This is a genomic window from Paenibacillus glacialis, from assembly GCF_001637205.1.
Lineage (GTDB): Bacteria > Bacillota > Bacilli > Paenibacillales > Paenibacillaceae > Paenibacillus_AQ > Paenibacillus_AQ glacialis.
On sequence record NZ_LVJH01000018.1, the window covers coordinates 44,702 to 64,716 of the forward strand.

At 41.6% G+C, this 20,015-nt stretch carries 23 protein-coding genes, 1 rRNA gene and 1 riboswitch; of the genes, 3 read left to right on the forward strand and 21 right to left on the reverse strand.

Annotated features, from left to right (window positions below):
* Window positions 1-127: 127 nt before the first annotated feature.
* From PGLA_RS11440 to PGLA_RS11475, 8 genes are all read right to left on the reverse strand, one after another.
* Window positions 128-310, reverse strand: a complete 183-nt coding sequence (locus PGLA_RS11440; RefSeq protein ID WP_068532688.1) for a small, acid-soluble spore protein, alpha/beta type — start codon at window positions 308-310, stop codon at window positions 128-130.
* Window positions 311-664: 354 nt separating this feature from the next.
* On the reverse strand, window positions 665-940 hold the full coding sequence (gene veg / locus PGLA_RS11445; RefSeq protein WP_068532690.1) for a biofilm formation stimulator Veg: 276 nt from the start codon (window positions 938-940) through the stop codon (window positions 665-667).
* 274 nt (window positions 941-1,214) lie between these two features.
* Window positions 1,215-2,111 (reverse strand): sporulation peptidase YabG, encoded by an 897-nt coding sequence (yabG, locus tag PGLA_RS11450; protein WP_068532692.1) that lies wholly within the window; start codon window positions 2,109-2,111, stop codon window positions 1,215-1,217.
* Between the two features lie 77 nt (window positions 2,112-2,188).
* Window positions 2,189-3,073: a 16S rRNA (adenine(1518)-N(6)/adenine(1519)-N(6))-dimethyltransferase RsmA gene (gene rsmA, locus PGLA_RS11455; RefSeq protein WP_068532694.1), complete on the reverse strand. Its 885-nt coding sequence runs from the start codon at window positions 3,071-3,073 to the stop codon at window positions 2,189-2,191.
* A gap of 5 nt (window positions 3,074-3,078) precedes the next feature.
* Window positions 3,079-3,621, reverse strand: coding sequence for a ribonuclease M5 (gene rnmV / locus PGLA_RS11460; protein ID WP_068532696.1), 543 nt, complete (start codon window positions 3,619-3,621; stop codon window positions 3,079-3,081).
* 123 nt (window positions 3,622-3,744) lie between these two features.
* Window positions 3,745-4,914: a resuscitation-promoting factor gene (locus tag PGLA_RS11465; protein ID WP_068532700.1), complete on the reverse strand. Its 1,170-nt coding sequence runs from the start codon at window positions 4,912-4,914 to the stop codon at window positions 3,745-3,747.
* Window positions 4,915-5,278: 364 nt separating this feature from the next.
* Window positions 5,279-5,495: riboswitch (cyclic di-AMP (ydaO/yuaA leader) on the reverse strand.
* Between the two features lie 201 nt (window positions 5,496-5,696).
* Window positions 5,697-6,467 (reverse strand): TatD family hydrolase, encoded by a 771-nt coding sequence (locus PGLA_RS11470; protein ID WP_211269532.1) that lies wholly within the window; start codon window positions 6,465-6,467, stop codon window positions 5,697-5,699.
* Between the two features lie 34 nt (window positions 6,468-6,501).
* Complete coding sequence (locus PGLA_RS11475; RefSeq protein WP_068532702.1) at window positions 6,502-7,782, reverse strand: HD domain-containing protein; 1,281 nt, start codon at window positions 7,780-7,782, stop codon at window positions 6,502-6,504.
* A gap of 291 nt (window positions 7,783-8,073) precedes the next feature.
* Here PGLA_RS11475 and PGLA_RS11480 point away from each other — a divergent pair, with 291 nt between their 5' ends.
* Window positions 8,074-8,328 (forward strand): AbrB/MazE/SpoVT family DNA-binding domain-containing protein, encoded by a 255-nt coding sequence (locus PGLA_RS11480; protein WP_068532704.1) that lies wholly within the window; start codon window positions 8,074-8,076, stop codon window positions 8,326-8,328.
* 172 nt (window positions 8,329-8,500) lie between these two features.
* On the opposite strand, the gene rsmI is transcribed toward PGLA_RS11480, so the two are convergent.
* The 10 genes from rsmI to PGLA_RS11530 all read right to left on the reverse strand — a co-directional run bounded on the left by rsmI (window position 8,501) and on the right by PGLA_RS11530 (window position 16,964).
* Window positions 8,501-9,385: a 16S rRNA (cytidine(1402)-2'-O)-methyltransferase gene (gene rsmI, locus PGLA_RS11485; protein ID WP_068532706.1), complete on the reverse strand. Its 885-nt coding sequence runs from the start codon at window positions 9,383-9,385 to the stop codon at window positions 8,501-8,503.
* Between the two features lie 13 nt (window positions 9,386-9,398).
* Window positions 9,399-10,160 carry a tRNA1(Val) (adenine(37)-N6)-methyltransferase gene (locus PGLA_RS11490; protein WP_068532709.1) on the reverse strand — a complete coding sequence of 254 codons (762 nt, stop codon included), beginning with the start codon at window positions 10,158-10,160 and terminating at the stop codon, window positions 9,399-9,401.
* A gap of 189 nt (window positions 10,161-10,349) precedes the next feature.
* Window positions 10,350-10,709: a DNA replication initiation control protein YabA gene (yabA, locus tag PGLA_RS11495; protein ID WP_068532711.1), complete on the reverse strand. Its 360-nt coding sequence runs from the start codon at window positions 10,707-10,709 to the stop codon at window positions 10,350-10,352.
* Between the two features lie 30 nt (window positions 10,710-10,739).
* Window positions 10,740-11,540, reverse strand: coding sequence for a PSP1 domain-containing protein (locus PGLA_RS11500; RefSeq protein WP_068532713.1), 801 nt, complete (start codon window positions 11,538-11,540; stop codon window positions 10,740-10,742).
* A 61-nt stretch (window positions 11,541-11,601) separates the two neighbouring features.
* On the reverse strand, window positions 11,602-12,576 hold the full coding sequence (holB, locus tag PGLA_RS11505) for a DNA polymerase III subunit delta' (protein WP_068532715.1): 975 nt from the start codon (window positions 12,574-12,576) through the stop codon (window positions 11,602-11,604).
* Between the two features lie 45 nt (window positions 12,577-12,621).
* Window positions 12,622-13,065, reverse strand: coding sequence for a YaaR family protein (locus PGLA_RS11510; RefSeq protein WP_068532746.1), 444 nt, complete (start codon window positions 13,063-13,065; stop codon window positions 12,622-12,624).
* Between the two features lie 73 nt (window positions 13,066-13,138).
* Entirely contained in the window at window positions 13,139-13,468 is a 330-nt protein-coding gene (locus tag PGLA_RS11515; RefSeq protein ID WP_068532717.1) for a cyclic-di-AMP receptor, read from the reverse strand.
* Window positions 13,469-13,616: 148 nt separating this feature from the next.
* Complete coding sequence (gene tmk, locus PGLA_RS11520; protein ID WP_068532721.1) at window positions 13,617-14,285, reverse strand: dTMP kinase; 669 nt, start codon at window positions 14,283-14,285, stop codon at window positions 13,617-13,619.
* On the reverse strand, window positions 14,282-15,898 hold the full coding sequence (locus PGLA_RS11525; RefSeq protein ID WP_245699816.1) for an aminotransferase class I/II-fold pyridoxal phosphate-dependent enzyme: 1,617 nt from the start codon (window positions 15,896-15,898) through the stop codon (window positions 14,282-14,284). The genes tmk and PGLA_RS11525 overlap by 4 nt, the downstream gene beginning before the upstream one ends.
* A gap of 445 nt (window positions 15,899-16,343) precedes the next feature.
* Window positions 16,344-16,964, reverse strand: a complete 621-nt coding sequence (locus tag PGLA_RS11530) for an NAD(P)-dependent oxidoreductase (protein WP_068532723.1) — start codon at window positions 16,962-16,964, stop codon at window positions 16,344-16,346.
* Window positions 16,965-17,167: 203 nt separating this feature from the next.
* On the opposite strand from PGLA_RS11530, the gene PGLA_RS11535 reads away from it, so the two are divergent.
* On the forward strand, window positions 17,168-17,638 hold the full coding sequence (locus tag PGLA_RS11535; protein ID WP_068532727.1) for an Rrf2 family transcriptional regulator: 471 nt from the start codon (window positions 17,168-17,170) through the stop codon (window positions 17,636-17,638).
* A 29-nt stretch (window positions 17,639-17,667) separates the two neighbouring features.
* Here the strand turns inward: PGLA_RS11535 and PGLA_RS11540 are convergent, their stop codons facing one another.
* The gene (locus PGLA_RS11540) at window positions 17,668-17,856 is read right to left on the reverse strand and encodes a sigma factor G inhibitor Gin (RefSeq protein ID WP_068532729.1); all 189 of its coding nucleotides are present in this window, start codon (window positions 17,854-17,856) and stop codon (window positions 17,668-17,670) included.
* 220 nt (window positions 17,857-18,076) lie between these two features.
* Between PGLA_RS11540 and PGLA_RS11545 the strand changes: the two genes are divergently transcribed.
* A complete protein-coding gene (locus PGLA_RS11545; protein ID WP_068532732.1) occupies window positions 18,077-18,601 on the forward strand; it encodes a hypothetical protein in 525 nt (174 codons plus the stop codon).
* Between the two features lie 155 nt (window positions 18,602-18,756).
* On the opposite strand, the gene PGLA_RS11550 is transcribed toward PGLA_RS11545, so the two are convergent.
* Together PGLA_RS11550 and rrf are read right to left on the reverse strand one after the other, a co-directional pair.
* Entirely contained in the window at window positions 18,757-19,173 is a 417-nt protein-coding gene (locus PGLA_RS11550; protein WP_068532737.1) for a hypothetical protein, read from the reverse strand.
* A 623-nt stretch (window positions 19,174-19,796) separates the two neighbouring features.
* A 5S ribosomal RNA gene (gene rrf, locus PGLA_RS11555) occupies window positions 19,797-19,913 on the reverse strand.
* Window positions 19,914-20,015 lie beyond the last annotated feature (102 nt).

The following is a 20,015-nucleotide window of genomic DNA, read 5'->3' on the forward strand; positions in this document are numbered from 1 at the left end:
ACTGTCTCATTCAAGTCATTTAAGATTATGATGATCATACCCTTATTTATCCAAGATGCAAATGAATTAAATAATAAAAAAAGCGAAGACCGCCCTTTTAAGGACAGCATTCGCTTTCATCTACTCATTAATCTGGGTTTCTGGCAGCTGCCTTCTCCGCAAGTTCAATCGCTCTTTTGACCATATTCCCTGCATCCTTAGCTCTAATGCCTCCCCATCCTTCGTTCTGGACGGTGTCATAGAATCCTAAATCCTTCGCAAGTTCATACTTGAGTTCCTCGGACATTACGCTACGTCTTTTACGGCTCATTTACAGTCCCCCTCCTTGATGAATGAAGATAAATGTCACTGTTAGTATGACGCAGTACGTTCAATCTCATTCACAAAGTAGTTCACTAATTTAATCGCCCAAGTAGAAACGGCTCTGCCGTCCTTTTTCAAGGACAGCACCCGTTTTAACGGAAATATAAGGAATAGAGTATCAATATAGATTGAACTAAAGACGATATCCCCTATTTATGAATTTCTTTAGAAATGATTGAATAGGAGGAGCGTAAACTTTAGTTCATTCTATCAAGTGAAACTTATACTGTCTTATATTTCAAAAAAGAATATACAAAAAGACAGCCCTCCAAAAAGGACTGTCCATCTTTATAGTTAAGATTTATGCTTTGATATACTCAAGCTGCATTTCACCATTGTTCTCGCAAATCGTAACTTCCACCGAAGCAGTAAGGATATCTGCGTAACTGTATGAAACACGTTTAAAAGTCTGTTGTTCTTCGTCTAGTTTCACAATAAAAACAGAAGGGTACGTTTCTTCCAAAACACCAGTTCGCTCCACAGTCTTTCGGCGACCGCCGTTGGCACGTAACATAATTTTTTGACCTACATGAGCATCGAGACTGTGCTTGATTTCTAACAGTGCATTTTTAGCCATGTCTAACGACCACCTCTTTCCTTGTCCATTATAACAAATTTTTGAGTGGTTGTCAAATCAAAACATTAATTATATCAGCACTAAAATTATCTTGTCAACGAATTTTTTCTGAGCCTACAAACCATTTCAATAAATCCCTAAATTCAACAAATAAACCCCAAATTCAAGGAGCAAATTCGGGGTTTATTTCTTTTTTTGACAACTACTGTATCCTTTGTGTTCAAGAGTTTACGTCATTTATTTCCATCTGGGATTCACCATTTGGACGTCATGACTAAATCGCTGCTGGCGTCACATTAAGTGTAGATAAATCGTAAAGACGAGGAAGACCCATACGGTAGCTCCCACGTGACTCAATCCCACCTACGCCTTCGGTACCACTGATCGTATTCCTTAACACTTCATTCATATTGACGAATTCCCTGATCGAGGTGAATGAGGCTTTAGCGGCCACGTATACTGGATCCAGCGCATGAATTAGAATCCTAGCGGGCGAACTTGCGAAATTAGCCCCTGATTGAAGTAACGCCTCAAAGTGAGACTGACAGGCTCCTGCAACAATGGTCAACGCATCCAAGTTACGTTCATACTGACGAGCCACCTGGATCGCATTTACAAAGTTTTGAGAGTTTTTGTAGCTATTCAAGCTATAAAGATCGTGGTTCCTTCTGTACTTCAACACGCCATCGTGGCCTGTAATGACCAGGATATCTGGCTGGACCTTTGGCAAGAGTCGATAGAGCGCATCTGCCATGCCTGATTCCCTTACGTAATGACCCTCCGCTGGCACCCGAAGTTGTTCATAGGCCTGAAGACTCTTCTTCAGATAATTCGGATCTCCGTCGAGATGCAGTACTTTACCAGGCACTTCGAAAAAGGCAGGCTCCTTCGTTCCACCCCACTCTCCACCCGTTTGAGCTTGATTTCGGGCAGATTGTTCTTCCCGATGACGTTGAAGAGACGAAAGTGATTCACTCGCTTTCACTTGTGCCTTCTGGGTCTTTTCACTCACCGGTGAGGAAGGTACCTTCAATAAGTCCCTAAGGGGGGAATCCGCCAACAATCGGAAATCAGTCCCCTTAAGGATCGCAGAATCCTGTTGTATTTCTTCAATACGAAACGCAATATCACCGCCATACGATTGGCGGACGACCAAATCACCCAATTCCATCAGAACATCACCCCTACTCCATGTTATGGGCAGTGACCCCTATTGGTTCGTGTTTTGGTATATTTATCGCTTTCGATCTACACAATACCCGCTTCTAACAGCACATTACTAAGGGTAGCGAATTCCTGTAGACTTAGTGTTTCTCCGCGTCTTGAAGGCTGTATCCCTGCCTGTACTAATAAGGCATCAATTCGCTCCCGTCCTTCAGGAGGTGAAAAGCGACTCTTAAGGTTATTGGAAATAGTCTTGCGCCGTTGAGCGAATGAGGAATGTACCACGTCAAAGAAATGCACTTCATCCAATGCATCGACTGGCGGTTTCTCACGAACCGTTAGGCGAATAACAGCAGAATCCACATTAGGTTGAGGGATAAATACCGTGTTCGGCACAATACAGATCAACTTCGGCTCACTATAATATTGAACAGCAATACTAAGACTACCGTAATCCTTACTCCCCGGTGAAGCAGCCATACGCTCGGCAACTTCCTTTTGAATCATGACAACAATATGCTCAAGAGGCAGCTTTCCCTCTAGAAGTTTCATCAGAATAGGAGTCGTAACGTAGTATGGCAGATTAGCTACTACGCTAACTTTAGAAACATCTTTAAAATTGTTCTCAAACAACGCTGGCAGGTCTACTTCAAGTACATCGGCTTGTTCCACCTGAACATGTTCATAGGGCTCCAGCACTTCTTCCAATATCGGTATAAGGCGTCTGTCAATTTCAACTGCCGTCACCTTACCGGCTGTCTGTGCCAATTTCTCCGTCAGTGCACCAATACCAGGACCAATTTCTAATGCCCCTTTGGTGGAATCCAATTCTGCTGCTTCCACAATTTTATTAAGAATATTCTGATCAATTAGAAAATTCTGACCTAGACTCTTCTTAAAAGAGAAACCATGTCGTCTGATGATATCCTTCGTTCGTCTTGGTGTGGCAATACTATCTAACTCATTCATATGATTTATCCTCCCTCTTCAATTTGGGCGAGGGCATTAACGAATTCACCCCGCGTAATTTGAAATATCGCGAGACGCTTCAGAAACTGCTTGCCGTTACAATACCCAATTCCAAGAATGTTACCCATTGCCATTCGACGTGCTGCTGCATCAGGGTGAACCATAAGTCCCGCGTCTACAAGGTCCTCCATGTCAATAAGGCTCTCTACGCCTTCATAGGATGTGTGGACACGTTCTAATGCATGCCGAATGGCTTCAGGCGTTGCATTCTCTACACCAATATCACCTTTACGTGTCGCGTCTGCTTCCGGGATGAATGCATGCTTACATCCAGGAACGCGAGAAGCGATAATTTTGCGAATCCGCTCTCCAGCATGATCAGGGTCCGTAAATATAATAACGCCTCTTCGCTCTTGTGCTAATGCAATCCGCTGTATAATACGTGCATTAATCGCAGAACCACCCGTTTCGATTGTGTCCGCATCTACAGCCCTCTTAATGGCTGTAGTATCATCGCGTCCTTCTACGACAATAACCTCTTTGATCATAGCTATTTCATCCCTTCAAATCCATTATAACAACAGCAAAAAGAAGAGGATAAATCCCCTTCTTTAGCATGGCTTCTATATGACCCTAATAGTATAGCATTACAACACTGTTGTAAAACCGATTTAGTTCAATTGAGGCTTAGTTGGTCCTATTACATATACCGTTCTTCCGGACTTCCGTCCAAAATTACGTGCATGCTGTAAAGAATCATAATATACATCAATCTTGTTACCCTTTATGGCACCACCCGTATCTTCAGCACGGCGGAATCCAATACCTTCAATGTATACCCACCAACCCATAGGGATGATGTTACGGTCAACCGCAATGGTACGTCCCTCTGTTACACGTGTGCCTGAAGCAGTCCGTGTACCTATTCCTGGTTCTTCCGAAGAATAAGCGGTCATAGACACGTTCTTAAGGACTTTTTTATATGTGAAGTCAACTCCAGCCTTACTGAGCTTGTTATTGCTTAGGCTTGCTTTGATAACAGAGCTCTTCTTGCTAGTGTCTTTTTTGATTGCTTCTGAGGATGCTAAGACGGGCTTTTTCTTTGCTTCTGCTTTCGTGCCTACGAGAACAACTTTATCCTGTCTGCTACTCTGCACTTCTGTGCCAACCTTCTTCATCGATACAAACTTACCGTCTTGATATACTTTCTCGATATGATGAACGATCGTGCCAGGCTGTCCATTCTGTGCCACTTTAACATTTCCTTTGAGTAGCGTTGAATCTGAAGTCTTAATAACACGGAAAGGAACTTTCTCTATGCGGTCTACAATCTGTTTGTTGATCCGTACAACCTTGATATCTAACTTATCCGTAACTTTACTAGTCAATGCAGGAAACACTTTATCATGCTCTGTAAGTGAAACACCTAATTCATGAATAACACCTTTTACATTGCCTTGCGTTGTGAAACGGGATTTGGACTGTCCATCAACAGTAACATTAATCTCGACTGCACGTTGAATAAGAACCTTATCCCCGTCTTTAATCGAGCTGTTCAGTGCCATGGAAACCTTATCTTCCGGTCTCAATACAATGGCTTGCTCATCAAACATATCACGTAACATCGTGTGATGGGTTTCTATGGCTTTAACTTGACCATCTACGACCACATACACTTGTTTACGTCCTTGAATGCTGATTAACAAAAGAGTCAAAAGGGAAATCGCTATTAGAACAATAGCTGCAACAGAGATATTACGTAAATTTTCATACTTCCAACGCGTTGCGTAAGTCATGCTGGATGATGATGAATCATGGGTTTCTTCTTTCAAAATGCCCACTTTCCGATCCTCCTTCATAGCCTCGCCGTCTATGTAACCATATGCAATCTGCGATTGACGTGACTATTTTAAATTTTTTACAGGATACTTTAGATAGATTTAACTAAAGTTTGCTCTCACAATTTCAATCATTTCTAAAGAGAATCATGAATTGGGGGTTCGTCTTTAGTTCAATCTATATAGATACTCGAGTATCCTGCATTCATGTGCCAGTCTGCTCGTCATGTTTGTCACCCCCCTGTTAAACAAGAGTATGATGACAACATTGTCTTTATTCAAAAACAAAAGAAGCCATAAGAAAGAGTTAGAGGAACTCTTTCGTGGCTTCCCGAAATTTCGAATAAGGGAAATGCATGCACGAGGTTGCCTCTCTTCATAACGCTTACGAGGTTAGCTGTCGGGTTCGGACGAAAGAGAGTCGCCCTATCTTAGGTCAACCGCTCATGGCGGCTGCCCTTAAATTCACCCCAAAGACCCAATAAAAGAAATCAAATACGCCATCCACTGAAGACTTCATCAGTTTTCGATTCGTATTGGTTCCCCCGTTCTCCAACAATTCGGAGATTTAGCGAGACTGGTTCAAGAAAATAATAAGCTATCAAAAACTGATCAGCTCATATCACTGAAAAGATGATATCGCGTTTCTATGCATGTTGTAAAGCATGAATCAACCACAAAATTCTGAATAAATGGTTAAAAATTTGTAATATACTCGCTTTTGGTCACCGTCATACATGTATTGGTCGCTCATGCTCGATTTTACACCACATTTACTCTCGTTTTTACAATATTCCAAATAAATCCAGTGCATTTCGGGTCGTTATTCGGGCTATTTCTTCGATATCAACACCTTTAATCTGGGCTGCAGCCTCTGCCACCAACCTAACATGAGCAGACTCATTTCGCTTTCCTCGATATGGATGTGGGGTAAGATACGGAGAGTCTGTTTCTATCAATAATCGCTCCATGGGCACCTGTGCTAGGACCTCTTTTGGCTGTTTAGCATTCTTGAATGTGATAGGTCCTCCGAATGACAAATGGAACCCCATATCGAGACATATTTTAGCGGTTTCCCAACTTCCTGAGTAAGAGTGCATAATACCACCAACCTCATGTGCCTTCTCTTCTCTTAAAATTCTAACCACATCTTCATGTGCATCCCGATTATGAATCACGATGGGCATCTTAATCTCACGGGCAAGTCCAATTTGTTGGCGGAACACTTTGTGCTGAACATCCTTAGGAGAGGTATCCCAGTAGTAATCCAACCCAATCTCTCCAATAGCTACGACCTTCTCGTGTTGGCACAGGGACGCGATCCATTCTAGATCTCCCTCTTTCATCGTAATTGCATCTTGTGGGTGCCAGCCAACTGCCGCATAGATGAAATCGTATTTCTCAGCCAAAGTCATGGTCGTTGGGATCGTCTCCCGATTAAAACCGACATTTACCATTTTACTTACGCCACCTTCGACGCAACGTGCAATAACCTCTTCACGGTCTTCGTCGAATTGCGGTGCATCGAGATGCGTATGTGTGTCGAACAACATCATGATATAACCCCCTTTTGTCGGTAATAGCATCAAATCATATGAAAATATGGGTAATAGACGGAGAAAACAGCGATAATGCTGCATTCAGTTTCTCTTCAGGATAATAAAGGTGAACTTTGCCACGATGTAGACCACTAATGGATCGTACAATATCTGACACTTCGGATATTTCCTGTAGTCTATCTTGTCGATCTAATAATAAAATTTGTTTCTGACTCACTTCATCACCCGGACGAAATATATCGTAGGGAAGATCACTTGGGAGATCAACAACAAGGTCATACTCTGGATCTAGTCCAGCTTTGATAAACGCTTCACGGACATCATTAATCATATCCATATTATGTGATTCTAACTCTACATATTTATACAGTCTTCGATGCATGAATCGCTCGCAGAGTTGACTGAGTAATGAATCCCTTTCTGTTGTCCACTGCATAAATGCAGTCTGAATGAGCGCTTCATCGAGTTTCAGATACTGCTCAACGCTCAGTTGTTCCTCGAACAAGCTGATTATAGGCTTCATCATGAACTCAAATTGGAATCCGCTATTATACAATTCTTTAGCACGTCGAAAGATAAGTCGTAACATTATTTCAGAACTTCTTGTCACAGGATGAAAATACACTTGCCAGTACATTTGGTATCTTGACATAAGATAGTCTTCAACAGCATGCATTCCTGATTCTTTCACCACGATTCGCCCATCATGGGGTCTTAGCATCCGAATGATACGATCGACATCGATTGTACCGTAATTTACACCTGTGTAATATGCGTCTCGGAGCAAGTAATCCATCCTGTCAGCGTCCAGTGGGCTAGATACAAGATTGACAACAATCGCTTTATCATAAGTTTTTGCAATGACTGAAGCAACCTTTGCTGGTAATTCAGGATCTACCTCACATAGGATGTTATGTATTTCGGTATCTCCAAGAATGATGCGACAGGTCCAGTCTTCATGATTCATGTCAAAAGCTTCTTCTATAGAGTGCGAGAAAGGTCCATGCCCTAAATCATGCAACAAGGCAGCACAAAGTGTTAGTAACTTCTCTTCCTTGGGCCAATCAGCATACTGGTTTCTTTCAAACAACGAAATGATCTGCCTTGTAATCTCATAGACTCCTAGCGAATGTGAGAAACGACTATGTTCAGCCCCATGAAAAGTGAAATAAGATGTCCCTAACTGACGTATACGACGGAGCCGCTGAAATTCAGCTGTATTGATCAAGCGCCAAATCGTCGTATCCTGTACATGGATATAATTATGAACTGGATCTTTGAATACCTTTTCTTCATTTAGAGGACGCATCATATCATTTTCACTCCTTTTTCAATACATTTAGTAGCATAATTAGCACTGTCGAATTATGTTTTATTAGGTCGCATTTTCTCGTTGTAATCCGACACTGCTATCAATAAATCATTGTACTCATTTTATATGTAACTTCGTATATTACAACACTTTTCCATAACAATTCCTGTATTTCATGTGTTTTATGGGTTGACTAATTTGGGAAAGGTTGGTATTATAAATATCATTAAAGTACGAATTATGTCGAATCGTGACATTTTTATTTAATATTCGAGAGGAGCAAAGATAAATATGATGAAATCAACAGGAATTGTACGAAAAGTAGATGAACTAGGACGGGTTGTTATTCCAATCGAATTGCGTCGTACACTAGGAATCGGAGAGAAAGATGCTCTAGAAATCTACGTTGATGGCGAACGCATTATTCTTAAGAAATATGAACCAGCTTGTATCTTCTGTGGTAACGCAGAGAACGTGGTATATTTCAAAGGTAAAATTGTTTGTAATGAATGTATTTCCGAAATACCAACACCTGTGACAATTTAATTAAGAAGTAGAGTATCGAGTGAAACTTATACTTTCTTATATTTTGAAATAGGTTATAATAGGAATTATAAATTTATTAATTCAAACCTTTTTTATATCTCCTTAATGTCTTCTCAAGCTTTGTTTCGAAGCTGAGAGGACATTTTTTTGTCTTTTGTCACAAAGAATTCATTTATAGCAAGGCATTATATATATCTCGCTTGGATACCCCACGATCCGTTGCTGTTCTTTTCATCGCATCTTTACGTGAGTCTCCCTCTTTCTCATAATGTGTAACATGTTCTTCTAAAGATAAATCCTGCCACCATGCATCCCTCTGAGCCTGTTCTTCTTCCTTACTTGCCCCTTCCACCACGACTACATATTCTCCAATAGGTGAATGTTCATCTAACCATAGTAGGCATTCATCAATGCTACCACGTACAATCTCTTCGTATCGCTTGGTCAATTCACGTGCAAGTACGATCCTACGATTCCCCAATGTTTCTAACAGGAACCCTAAAGTCTTAATAATACGATGTGGGGACTCATAGAACAGTAAGGTTCCTTGTCCATACTGTAGAGTTGTTAGGACACTCTGAATATCTTTTCGCTCACGAGGCAGAAATCCAGCAAAGGTAAACCGTTCTGTCGACAGCCCTGATACGATTAACGCTGAAAGTGCCGCATTAGCACCAGGAATCGGAATCACTGGAATGCCTTCGGCTATGGCTAACTTCACAAGGTCTGATCCCGGATCAGAAATAGCCGGCAAACCGGCATCACTCACAAGTGCCAAATTTTTTCCTTCTATTATATATCGAATTAACTCTGGACCGCTTGCGAGCTTATTGTGCTCATGATAACTAAATAAATGTTCAGGCGTTATTTCAAAGTGAGTCAATAATTTGCGCGTCTGACGTGTATCTTCAGCTGCAATAATGTCACACTCCTTCAAAATTCTTACCGCACGAAAAGTGATGTCCTCTAAATTACCGATCGGTGTGCCCACAAGATACAATGAACCGCTTGTCCGAGTTGTTTCGCCTTGAAAGCTGCTTTGCTTCTGAATATTCATACTTCACCCTCTTTTAATTTCTTTTTTCTTTATCTCCATAATAAATATCTATTAACTCTTGGCAATATTCGTTCTGCTCATTGTATACAATCAGTGGGGGTAGAATTCTCACTTCTGGCTTCCCATCTCGTAAAGCCTCAATCAATACCATATTAGCTTCAGAATGAGCACGAGAGTGTACAAATCGAATTCGTTTCGGCTCTAGTCGATTCTCCCTCATTAATGTGATTAGATCCCCTAAGCGTTGAGGTTTATGCACCATATTCACTTTCCCACCTGTACGCACTAAACGTGAGCAAGCTTGCAATACCTCCTCAAGCGTACAATTGATCTCATGACGAGCTATCGCTTGATGTTCATTTAGCTTAATATCACTGCCATTCATCGGCATATAGGGCGGGTTCACCGTAATGGCATCATATATACCATGTCCCATTTCCTTATAAAGCTCACGCAGATCTCCCTCTCGGATGACGATGGACTCCTCCAGTTCATTCAGTTGAACGCTACGACGTGCCATATCAGCTAGTCTAGGTTGAATTTCGATACCTTCAATAGAAGCTTTCGTACGAGACGTTAATAACAATGGAATTACTCCATTGCCTGTACACAAATCCAATATACGCCCTTTGGGTGGGATACTAGCGAACCGCGCTAACAAAACCGCATCCATAGAGAAACTAAATACCTCGTCGCTCTGAATGATCCCAAGATCGTGCGTTAATAAATCATCAATTCGTTCAGACTCTTTAAGAATGACATTATCTATATTCATATACCCAATCCTTACACAGTTTATTATTCAAACAGACAGAAACAATATTTCAAGTAGCAACAGCCATACCGTCCCTTAAGAACGGGTATCCGTCTCTTCGGAAATATTAGAAGGAGCATATCAAGTGAAACTTATACTTTCTTATATTTCAAAAAAACCGTAGGCAATTTCTCCTACGGCTTGTTTTTGCTATTTATTCAGAAAAGACAGACAGAATAGACAGTCACCTTCGGTTCGTAAGTGCCCATAATAGACATTACAAATATGGAAGCCTTCATGATATAACCTCGCAAGGTTATCATATCCCTCTCCAACGACATCTTCTAGAATTTCATGTGGATGAGGTACTATAGAAGACGCGGCTCTTTCTTCCATGAGTTGAGCTTCTCTTTTCAATATAATTCGAAGTCGCTCATTCTCCAAGATTAGTCGATTATTCTCTTCAAGGAGTTCCTTGACGAGTAGCTTCAACTCACCTAGATCACTGTGCATGTTTTCCATTTGTTCTTCCATTTCCTGCATGCGTAGAAATACATTTTTCTTTTCCATGTTTCCACCCCGAACAGTGACCTCATTGGTCTACTTGATGACAACGTCATCCATTGGAAGTTCCTTAACTTTGCCCAATTCGAACAATTGCACGTGAACACTTCGGCTACCAGCATTAATTCCTACGACTTTGCCATCCCCTAAAGCAGTGACGACCATTTTGCCAACGGCAGGCAGTTCTTCTCTTACGCTTTCGTAGTTATCATGCTCAAACTTAAGGCAACACATGAGTCTTCCACACAATCCGGAAATTTTGGTTGGGTTCAACGATAATCGTTGATCCTTCGCCATCTTAATAGATACCGGTTCGAAATCTCCAAGCCAAGATGAGCAACATAGAATTCGTCCACATGGACCAATACCACCTAACATTTTGGCTTCATCACGAACACCAATTTGTCTTAACTCAATTCTTGTTCTGAAGATACTCGCAAGATCTTTGACAAGTTCTCGGAAATCGACTCTTCCTTCAGCTGTAAAATAAAAAATAATTTTGTTTCGGTCAAACGTAAATTCTACGTCCACAAGCTTCATTTTGAGTTCGTGGTCCCGAATTTTATTTAAACAGGTAGCAAACGCATCTTTTGCTGCCTGTTGATTCTCTTCCACAATACTAGCGTCGGAATCACTCGCGATACGAATAACCTTCTTCAGTGGTAATACCACATCTGATTCCTGCACCTCTTTTTTTCCAACGACGACTTTTCCGTATTCGATCCCACGCGCTGTTTCTACTATAACGCTATGATCTTTCATAATAGGGAAGTCCAATGGATCAAAATAATAGATCTTACCGGCCTTTTTAAACCGGACACCCACTACACTGTACAAAAAGCTAACCCCCTACCATCACTTCTTCGTGTTCCCTAAAAACAATGGGGTCAAGTAAACCTCAATCATCTAACCCCATCAAAAACTGTTCCAGACAGAGTTGTCCATTCACATTATAACGTAACTTTTTCTTCGCTTCTGCGGCCAGATCCATATAGGAGACCCACTGCGCAGTACTTCTTGAAAAAGCCTGTGAAGACAAATACTCTAGCTGATCTATAAAAACGATACTTTCGTGCCTTTCGTATTGAACGTGCAGCATATCTTTAAACCACAAATGAAACAGGTTAAAGAGAATATCTAGGTGCTCTGAGAGTCCTGCTTTGAACAGCTTCGTTCCCGCAGTAATAAGAGACGTGCTCCCTCTGCCCATAGACTCCTTCCCTAATTGTAACACTACGTTTCTAATTTCTGCAAACCAATTCTGCTCAAGCAGTTCCCTACATCCTTCCAATCCAGAAGATAAATGAACCGCGCAACGAACTAACGGTGAAGGATACCCTTCATTAATGAGAACTTGAAGCATCATCGAAGGACTTAATGGACTAAATGATACGCGCTGGGACCTAGATTGAATCGTAGGAAGGAGTGCTTGTACATTCTCTGCAATCAAAATAGCCACTGCGGGAATGGGTGGTTCTTCAAGAAATCTAAGTAAGCTATTGGCCGCTTGATTCGTCATCGTGTCGGCATGGTCAATAATATATACTTTCGGATTCTTTGATTCCGATCGATAGGAAAAGACCCGCTGTAATCCACGGATCTGCTCAATTTTGATGGATGCACCGTCTGGATTGATCAGATATAAATCAGGATGATTACCGTGCTCGACTTTACGGCATTCTAAACACTTGCCACAGGCGTCGTCCTTCATTTCAGTGCAAAATAATGCTTGTGCAAATGTCAGTGCCGTCTTCATCTGACCACTGCCCGCAGGGCCGTCAAACAAATATGCATGGTTCACGCTGTCTTTGCGTAATCCACTCTGAAGAATTTTCTTCGCATCAGCCTGCCCTAGAATATCATTAAAAGACATAAATCCTCTTTTCCTGGATAAATCCGTCAAGGACACAATCATCTATTAGAAACTTAAGTTGATTAGCATCCCCCGAATTTCACCCATTTGTTGCAGAAGGTCTATTTTACCCTCTTCACTTTCTAATAATTCATCTGCCATGGCTAATAACGCCGAATCTATCTCATCAATTAATTTGTAACGTTTCCCGCGCCCACGTCGATCCCAGCCCCTCGTTTCCTTCATGCTTACCGCACGACGAACTGTATCTTCAAGAAATCGCTTGATCATCGTGCGATAGGCTTTCAATTCACGAATTGTCATGGCTCGTGCAAGACGATCTCCCTGCATTTGGATTTCCTTAAGGCGTCGACCTAGTTCCTCCTGTGTAGCAATCTGACTCTGTTGTTGGATGACATCAGAGAACGATCTCTGCAAAGGAGGTTTCGCGCTAGTGTCCACGTTTGGCAATTCACTTTTGATGGGTCTATAACCCGGGTTTATTTTCAAAGGACATCTCCCGCTTTCATGATCGCCTTCGTTAACTTCAGCTATAATATGATCTAACATCTATTCATCTTGTTTAGAAATGTTCAAAACGCTCCACTGGCATGACAAACACCGTGGCTCCACCGACTTGAACTTCTACCGGAAGAGGTAAATAAGAATCTGTTGTACCGCTCATTGGTGTAATAGGTGTAACCAGTTGCTCACGTACCTTACAACTCTTATTAATGACACTCATAACAGCTTCAACCTGATCGTCATCAATACCAATCATAAAGGTTGTATTACCTGCGCGTAAGAATCCTCCTGTACTCGCAAGTTTTGTTGCCCGGAAGTTAGCTTTAACAAGTTCCCCTGACAATCGATTACTATCTTTATCCTGTACGATCGCAATGATTAATTTCATCTTGCATTCCTCCTCATTTTAAATAGAGTCCTGATATGGACTGATGATTGGTGAACCAACAAAGTTCGATAGTATGGATCGATCAAAGTAGGCCTCTTTCATCTTTGAACCATTTGGTGTGAATGCGAAACATGATTGGTGTCATTACTTACTTACTCTTATTTGACAAGGAAACCCCAAAACCCTTTAATATACCCTTTTCCATCTCACAAACAATATCATTCTCCACCTGAGATGGACTCTGATCTGCATTAATGATAATGACTCGCTCAGGGTTCTTCGCAGCAATGATGTGGTAACCTTCACGAACCTTATGATGGAAATCTATGTTCTCCATGTCTAGTCGGTTCACTTCCCGTTCCTGACTAGCTGCGATACGAGATAATCCTACTTCAGGTTTAATATCTAAATAAAATGTTACATCTGGCATAAGTGTTTCGATAGCGAACTGATTAATACTCCACACTTCATCCATCCCTAACCCTCTAGCGTGTCCTTGATATGCAAGACTACTATCTACAAATCGATCACACAGAACAATGGTTCCTGCATCGAGGGCTGGTCTCACTTTCTCTACTAAATGCTGACGGCGTGCAGCCGCATATAACAGCGCTTCTGTTCTAGCATCCATTTCGGTATGCCTCGTATCTAGAATCACATTACGAATCTTTTCTGATATAGTAATACCTCCGGGTTCCCGAGTAAGTATATAGGGGAGTGAAAGCCTGTCGAAGTAGGCGATTAATCGACTAAGAATGGTTGTTTTACCTGACCCTTCTCCACCCTCGAATGTAATGAATTTACCTTTGGTATTCATAAATCTCCCTGCTTTCTGTCCTTCTTAAAGACCATAATACGCTGTAATTCAGGGTCCGCAGCAGCATGACACTTCGCTCCCGCTTTCGATAAAGCAAGAAGACGTTCTTTCGTATCTTCAGAAATACTCTCACCCATATATAACAAGGGTATACCTGGTGGATAAGGAATAATCATCTCTGCAGCTACTCTTCCTGCGCACTGTACTAAAGGAATCGATTCGACATGTTCCGCAAGAACTGGCTTCAAACTAAAGGAAACAGGTGTCGAAACAGCCTCTTGGGTAATGTTCCACGTGGAAAATTCGACATCTTTCTGCATTGCCGAAATATCCCTTGAATTCAAGTGAGTATCTTTATCCTCATCTGCTATAGATATATGCTGGAGGGCATGTAATAGGTGATTAGTATCCTCCATCGTGGACCCTAAGCTAAAGAGTAAGACGACGTACTGTTCGTCGCTCATCTCCGGAATGCAGCCATGCGCTTCAAGCTGGCGCTGGAGCTCGTATCCACTCAGGTCCCCTGTGCCGTCATAAATGACGGCCTTGAAGGGGTCCTGAGTGGTGTACGCCGCAGCCATAGCCACGCTTGGCTGCGCAGTGTTTCCCGCCGAGGCGAAGCCGGCGGTAGTTGCTTTAGGCTGCTGCGACAGTTGCAGCAGCCCGAAGCGCGGCAGCTCCGCGAGCCCGCGCTTGAAGGCATTCACGGCGGCGAGCCCCGCCGTGAAGATAGCCGCGCCGCCTGTGTGCAACTGGCGGCGGGCTAGATCGAGCGAAGCCATCATCGGATATGATGGGCTGGAGCTCTGGACCATCGCTAGCCGCTGGCGCAGCAGCGCGCGGTCCACCCGTGAGCCCTGCACGTGTAGCATAGCGCTCATCGTGAGTGCAGATAACATCTTGTGCGTCGACTGTACGACGCCATCTGCCCCACATGCTAGCGCGCTCGCTGGTAGCGCTGGATGTAGCCCATAATGCGCACCATGTGCCTCATCAACTAATAGCGGCACACCATATCTGTGGCATGCATCTGCCAAAGGTGTAATGTCCGTACCCATGCCATAATAATTCGGCATTGTGACAAGCACTCCCTTAGCATTGGGATATACTTTTAGCGCCGCATCGATCCGTGCTGCCGTAGGTGCAGTCGATAGTCCACTAAAGGGATCCATCTGTGGCTGTAGGAAAACAGCTTGTGCACCAGCCAACATGAGACCATGCAACACCGATTTATGTACATTACGCTGAACAAGAAGTATATCCCCTGGGCTTGAACACACCGTTAGAATCAGGGCCAGGTTTCCAACCGTGCTACCTCCGATAAGAAAGAAACTTTCTTCTGCTCCGAAACAATCCGCTGCAAGCTTTTGTGCCTGAAGGATCACTCCCTCTGGATGATGAAGGTCATCGGTTCCTGTAATCTCCGTAACATCAATCTCCATCATCTCAGACAACATTTCTGCTCCCCCTTGGGAAACATAAGCTTGGCCATTCTTGTGCCCCGGAACATGAAAGGAAGTTCGTTTCTGAGCTCTGTATTTAAGTAAGGCCTCATACAACGGTGCACTTTCTTTTTTGAAATCATCCTGCTCGCAAGCTTCTTTCTGAATCACTCCTGATAGTGCATCTTCCGTTAATGATTCTTTTTGTTGTTGGCCTATAGTTCGTCCACTATCTATCCGTTTCTCAGACACGTTTAATTTCACACCTTCTAATTCTATATATCTCTCATGACCATGTATCGTTCGCTATGTTTGATTGTCGTTGTATAGGCACGAATCATCAGATTCCTAAACCTATATACTCTCTTTATTTTATCGTAAATTAAGTGTAACGCCTATATCTTTACTCATCATATTTAAATGAAACTTTTCTACACTATAACTATAATCTCATAATACCCATGTTCATGACAAAAAAACCTATAGTACACTTAGCACTATAGGTTTTGCAGCTATAACTACTTTTTAGTTGTACGAAAATATCTGATCAAATCTCTTCACACCGATCTGACACCTTCACTTATCTCATGATGACCTTGTGAATTAACGATTCATCTTACACAGATGCTACAGTATACCGTTGTTTGATATGCTGCGGTTGTTCAATCTCATCTAATAAGGCTACAGCATAATCCTCCATACTAATATAACTTCTACCTTCCTTATTCGCTAGCAAGTGGTCTTTACCAACTTGATATTGACCCGTTCTTTCTCCCGGTTCGATCTCCGCTGCAGGACTAATGAATGTCCAATCAATCGTGTCATCTGCCAAGTACAATAAGAGTGCTTCCCCTTGATTCGTAGCCGTTGGTAAATAGATATCCGGGAATCCTGGTGTTTCTAAGACACGGGTTCCTTGATCATCTACCAATAAGCTCCCTGCACCTCCAACAACCAATAATCGTGTATGAAGTGCTAACTTAATCAATTTCTTATTTGCATCGATATGCAGATGTTCTTCCCCTGGTTTCGTGCCATAAGCACTTACGACCACATCGAATCCTTCTAATTCATTCGTAAGCTCAAATACATCCTTTTCAATAACAGTAACATTACCTAAACCTTCAACCTTCTTAGCATCTCGTACAATCGCTGTAACTTCGTGTCCCCGACTTAATGCTTCACGTACGATACGACTTCCAATACGTCCACTTGCCCCAATCACTGCAATATTCAACAGAAACAACTCCTTTAGTTTTTTATTATCATCACTTGTAACCATTATAGTTACAGGATTGCATAATGTCAACTCTATTCGTCTTTACCCGTTGGAATTCCTGTTCAAGCCCACTATGCTATAATGTAAATACATCTTTGCCTGCTTATGCTTACTCTGATTTGGTTTTGAGAATACCTATTTTGTTAGTGGAGGAATGACCCATGGCCATCAGCAGCCGCTTCTCTGTCGCTGTTCACATATTATCCCTATTAGAAATATCTAAAAATGAACGATTAACCTCTGAGATCATTGCCGGTAGTGTAAATACGAATTCCGTTGTAGTCCGCCGTATTATGGGCATGCTGAATAAGGCTGGTCTCATCAATACATCTCCTGGTGTAGCTGGAGCTATAATTTCTCGTCCGATTTCACAAATAACTCTCTTAGATGTATATCTAGCAGTTGAAGTGGATCTCCAAGACCATTTATTCTCGATCCATGACAAGGCTAATCCCAATTGTCTCGTAGGTAAGAATATCCAACATACGCTAGAGCAACGGTTCACCCAAGCACAACGTGCAATGGAGAATGAACTGGCGAACGTTACATTGGACCAAATTGTTTCAGATCTTCTAGTTCAAGACTCGTTCATTCCCTCTGTTCCTACAACTACAAACAAAGAGCAGCTATAATATAGCCACCCTTTGTTTAGACATATGAACTACACAACTTTCACCTGCATGCTTATTTGCTTCATTTGATGAATAAAATAATGATACTTTGCTTCCTCTGCATCCGTATGCACCATTTCCGATTCGCAAGCCTCGCAGATAAATTGAGATAAAATACTTATCCCTTCCTCTTTACCTTGCCCGCAAATAATACAGACGTGTTCGGTATGATCTTCCATCATCCATCCCACCTTGTCCTTTTTCCTATCAGTATGATACAGTTTCTACTATTTTAAACCTTTTCATAGAACTTTCATATGGATTTGATTCCTTTTAATATATGTATTCAGGCACATCTTTCTTGGTGTCTGTACTATCTGTACCTAAAACGTCTTTATAAATACTCTAGTAAAACCGATATATGTTATAGAAGACCTCAAAGGAGGAAAGTTATTTTATATGACGGAAAAAATGGATAATAGATCTACTTTTTATCAATACAAATTGATAAAAAAAGCTCCCCTTAACAAAAAAGTAAATATGCTTTATTTAATACTCCCATGTTTCGCAGTCATTATTGAGATGATATTGATTTCTTGGACGAGCATCTTTTATTTCATATTAGCTGCCCCTCTTGTACTATGGATTCACTACGTCATTTCACGCTCTACACTCTTAATTGCAGGTTTTCATTACCGCAAACGTTGGGCATTTTCCATGAAACTTCCTTGGTTAGGATATATGCCTATTCAACATATTACCTACCGGTTATTTCTCAAGGTAAATTTATATACCATATGGATCGGACTTTGTTTATTTCTTATTCTTATGTTCTGGTCACCATTATCTTTCACTATAGCGTTACTGATCTGGCATCTATGGTTTATGTTACCCCGATTATATGCCATCTCAAGTTTCTCAAATCAACAAAAAGACGGCATGATTAAATTTAATCCCGAAGACATCTCTTACTATAAACAATGAAATGATAAGCTCATTCAAATAACATACGATAACACAAGTTCAAACAGGTATACTCCTCTTTTAAAGGCAATCATATATAAAGCAAGTATACTCTTTGAGCTCTACTGTCCTACATATGAAAAAGACCTTCTTCCGATTGGGAAAAAGGTCTTTTTCTATTTATTTTCTAAACTTCTAATGACTGATTTCTCCGTAGCTTTAGGCACCATAATCACAAAAAAATCATCTTCAACTATGACCTGTACCACTTTTTTATCTTTTTTAAACACTCGAACCGCATCACGTTGGTCGTCGACTTCCTCCTGCCATCCCCATTCTATAATGGTTTCCAAATAAACTTCAGGAAAAACATCACTTTCCTTAAGTCCAGGTAGAAAATAACGAACAACATTCATTTCTGAATTGTTGGCAGGAGGATCCTTCTTATTACCTTCCTTTGGTACCGGAAAACTCTTCTCATTCGCCGCACCTTCAAAGGATACCCATGAAGGATCAGCATTTCCACATCCAACTAGAACGATCATGATACTACACAACAGAACGAGAGCACGCAGCCATGTTATTCCACGCATGAATGTCCTCCTTACTTCATTTCGCTACTATCGCGAATGTATCGTTTTCTGCTCTATAGACACTATTAAGGGTTGGTTTAACCTATTTATACTTTATTATTATACTTGTAAGGCTATAACCTTCGGTAACAAAACTGTTACCCTCTTTTTCAACTCAACTATATCCGTCCATTCTTAACAGGTTTGCATGTAACCCTAATCGTTTAGCGTATGGTTATCATTAAGCGCCCCTGCCTGAAATCCCAACCAAAGTCCTCTATATGCACGTGGGAGCACCCTATATACCGAACTCGCTTAATTCGTGTGTATTAAGAAACAGTGAAGATGAATAAACTCTTGATTAACGATAAGCATGTTACGTTTCCTTGTCCCAATTACATCTTCTCGGACTTATACAAATACACATCCATTCATAAACCTTCTTTACTTACCTATGCTTACCTATGCTTACCTATGCTTACCTTTTCATTTCAACTCTCGCCCTTATTGGTTCGAATAGAAAGTTATCTCTCATTGGATGTAGCTCATAAGAGATTTCGGCATCATACATACCACACTTCCATTAACTTTATAAACACAAAAAAAGAACCACCGTTGATTTAGATCAACGGTGGTCTTTGTGTGCTTGGCGACGTCCTACTCTCCCAGGACCCTGCGGTCCAAGTACCATCGGCGCTGGAGGGCTTAACGGTCGTGTTCGGGATGGGTACGTGTGGAACCCCTCCGCTATCGCCACCAAACGGGATTTTTCTCGTCATCATATTCACCGCACTCCCCCAAGTCGACTCCGATCTCTCAACACACCTTGAGCTTGAGCCTGTACTACCAGGTCCAATACTGTA

What these genes read in the sequence shown, in the direction of transcription:
- PGLA_RS11440 (WP_068532688.1), bottom strand. Translation starts at nt 310, where the DNA reads ATGAGCCGTAAAAGACGTAGCGTAATGTCCGAGGAACTCAAGTATGAA.
- veg (WP_068532690.1), bottom strand. Translation starts at nt 940, where the DNA reads ATGGCTAAAAATGCACTGTTAGAAATCAAGCACAGTCTCGATGCTCAT.
- yabG (WP_068532692.1), bottom strand. Translation starts at nt 2,111, where the DNA reads ATGGAATTGGGTGATTTGGTCGTCCGCCAATCGTATGGCGGTGATATT.
- rsmA (WP_068532694.1), bottom strand. Translation starts at nt 3,073, where the DNA reads ATGAATGAGTTAGATAGTATTGCCACACCAAGACGAACGAAGGATATC.
- rnmV (WP_068532696.1), bottom strand. Translation starts at nt 3,621, where the DNA reads ATGATCAAAGAGGTTATTGTCGTAGAAGGACGCGATGATACTACAGCC.
- PGLA_RS11470 (WP_211269532.1), bottom strand. Translation starts at nt 6,467, where the DNA reads ATGATGTTGTTCGACACACATACGCATCTCGATGCACCGCAATTCGAC.
- PGLA_RS11475 (WP_068532702.1), bottom strand. Translation starts at nt 7,782, where the DNA reads ATGATGCGTCCTCTAAATGAAGAAAAGGTATTCAAAGATCCAGTTCAT.
- PGLA_RS11480 (WP_068532704.1), top strand. Translation starts at nt 8,074, where the DNA reads ATGATGAAATCAACAGGAATTGTACGAAAAGTAGATGAACTAGGACGG.
- rsmI (WP_068532706.1), bottom strand. Translation starts at nt 9,385, where the DNA reads ATGAATATTCAGAAGCAAAGCAGCTTTCAAGGCGAAACAACTCGGACA.
- PGLA_RS11490 (WP_068532709.1), bottom strand. Translation starts at nt 10,160, where the DNA reads ATGAATATAGATAATGTCATTCTTAAAGAGTCTGAACGAATTGATGAT.
- yabA (WP_068532711.1), bottom strand. Translation starts at nt 10,709, where the DNA reads ATGGAAAAGAAAAATGTATTTCTACGCATGCAGGAAATGGAAGAACAA.
- holB (WP_068532715.1), bottom strand. Translation starts at nt 12,576, where the DNA reads ATGTCTTTTAATGATATTCTAGGGCAGGCTGATGCGAAGAAAATTCTT.
- PGLA_RS11515 (WP_068532717.1), bottom strand. Translation starts at nt 13,468, where the DNA reads ATGAAATTAATCATTGCGATCGTACAGGATAAAGATAGTAATCGATTG.
- tmk (WP_068532721.1), bottom strand. Translation starts at nt 14,285, where the DNA reads ATGAATACCAAAGGTAAATTCATTACATTCGAGGGTGGAGAAGGGTCA.
- PGLA_RS11535 (WP_068532727.1), top strand. Translation starts at nt 17,168, where the DNA reads ATGGCCATCAGCAGCCGCTTCTCTGTCGCTGTTCACATATTATCCCTA.
- PGLA_RS11540 (WP_068532729.1), bottom strand. Translation starts at nt 17,856, where the DNA reads ATGGAAGATCATACCGAACACGTCTGTATTATTTGCGGGCAAGGTAAA.
- PGLA_RS11545 (WP_068532732.1), top strand. Translation starts at nt 18,077, where the DNA reads ATGACGGAAAAAATGGATAATAGATCTACTTTTTATCAATACAAATTG.
- PGLA_RS11550 (WP_068532737.1), bottom strand. Translation starts at nt 19,173, where the DNA reads ATGCGTGGAATAACATGGCTGCGTGCTCTCGTTCTGTTGTGTAGTATC.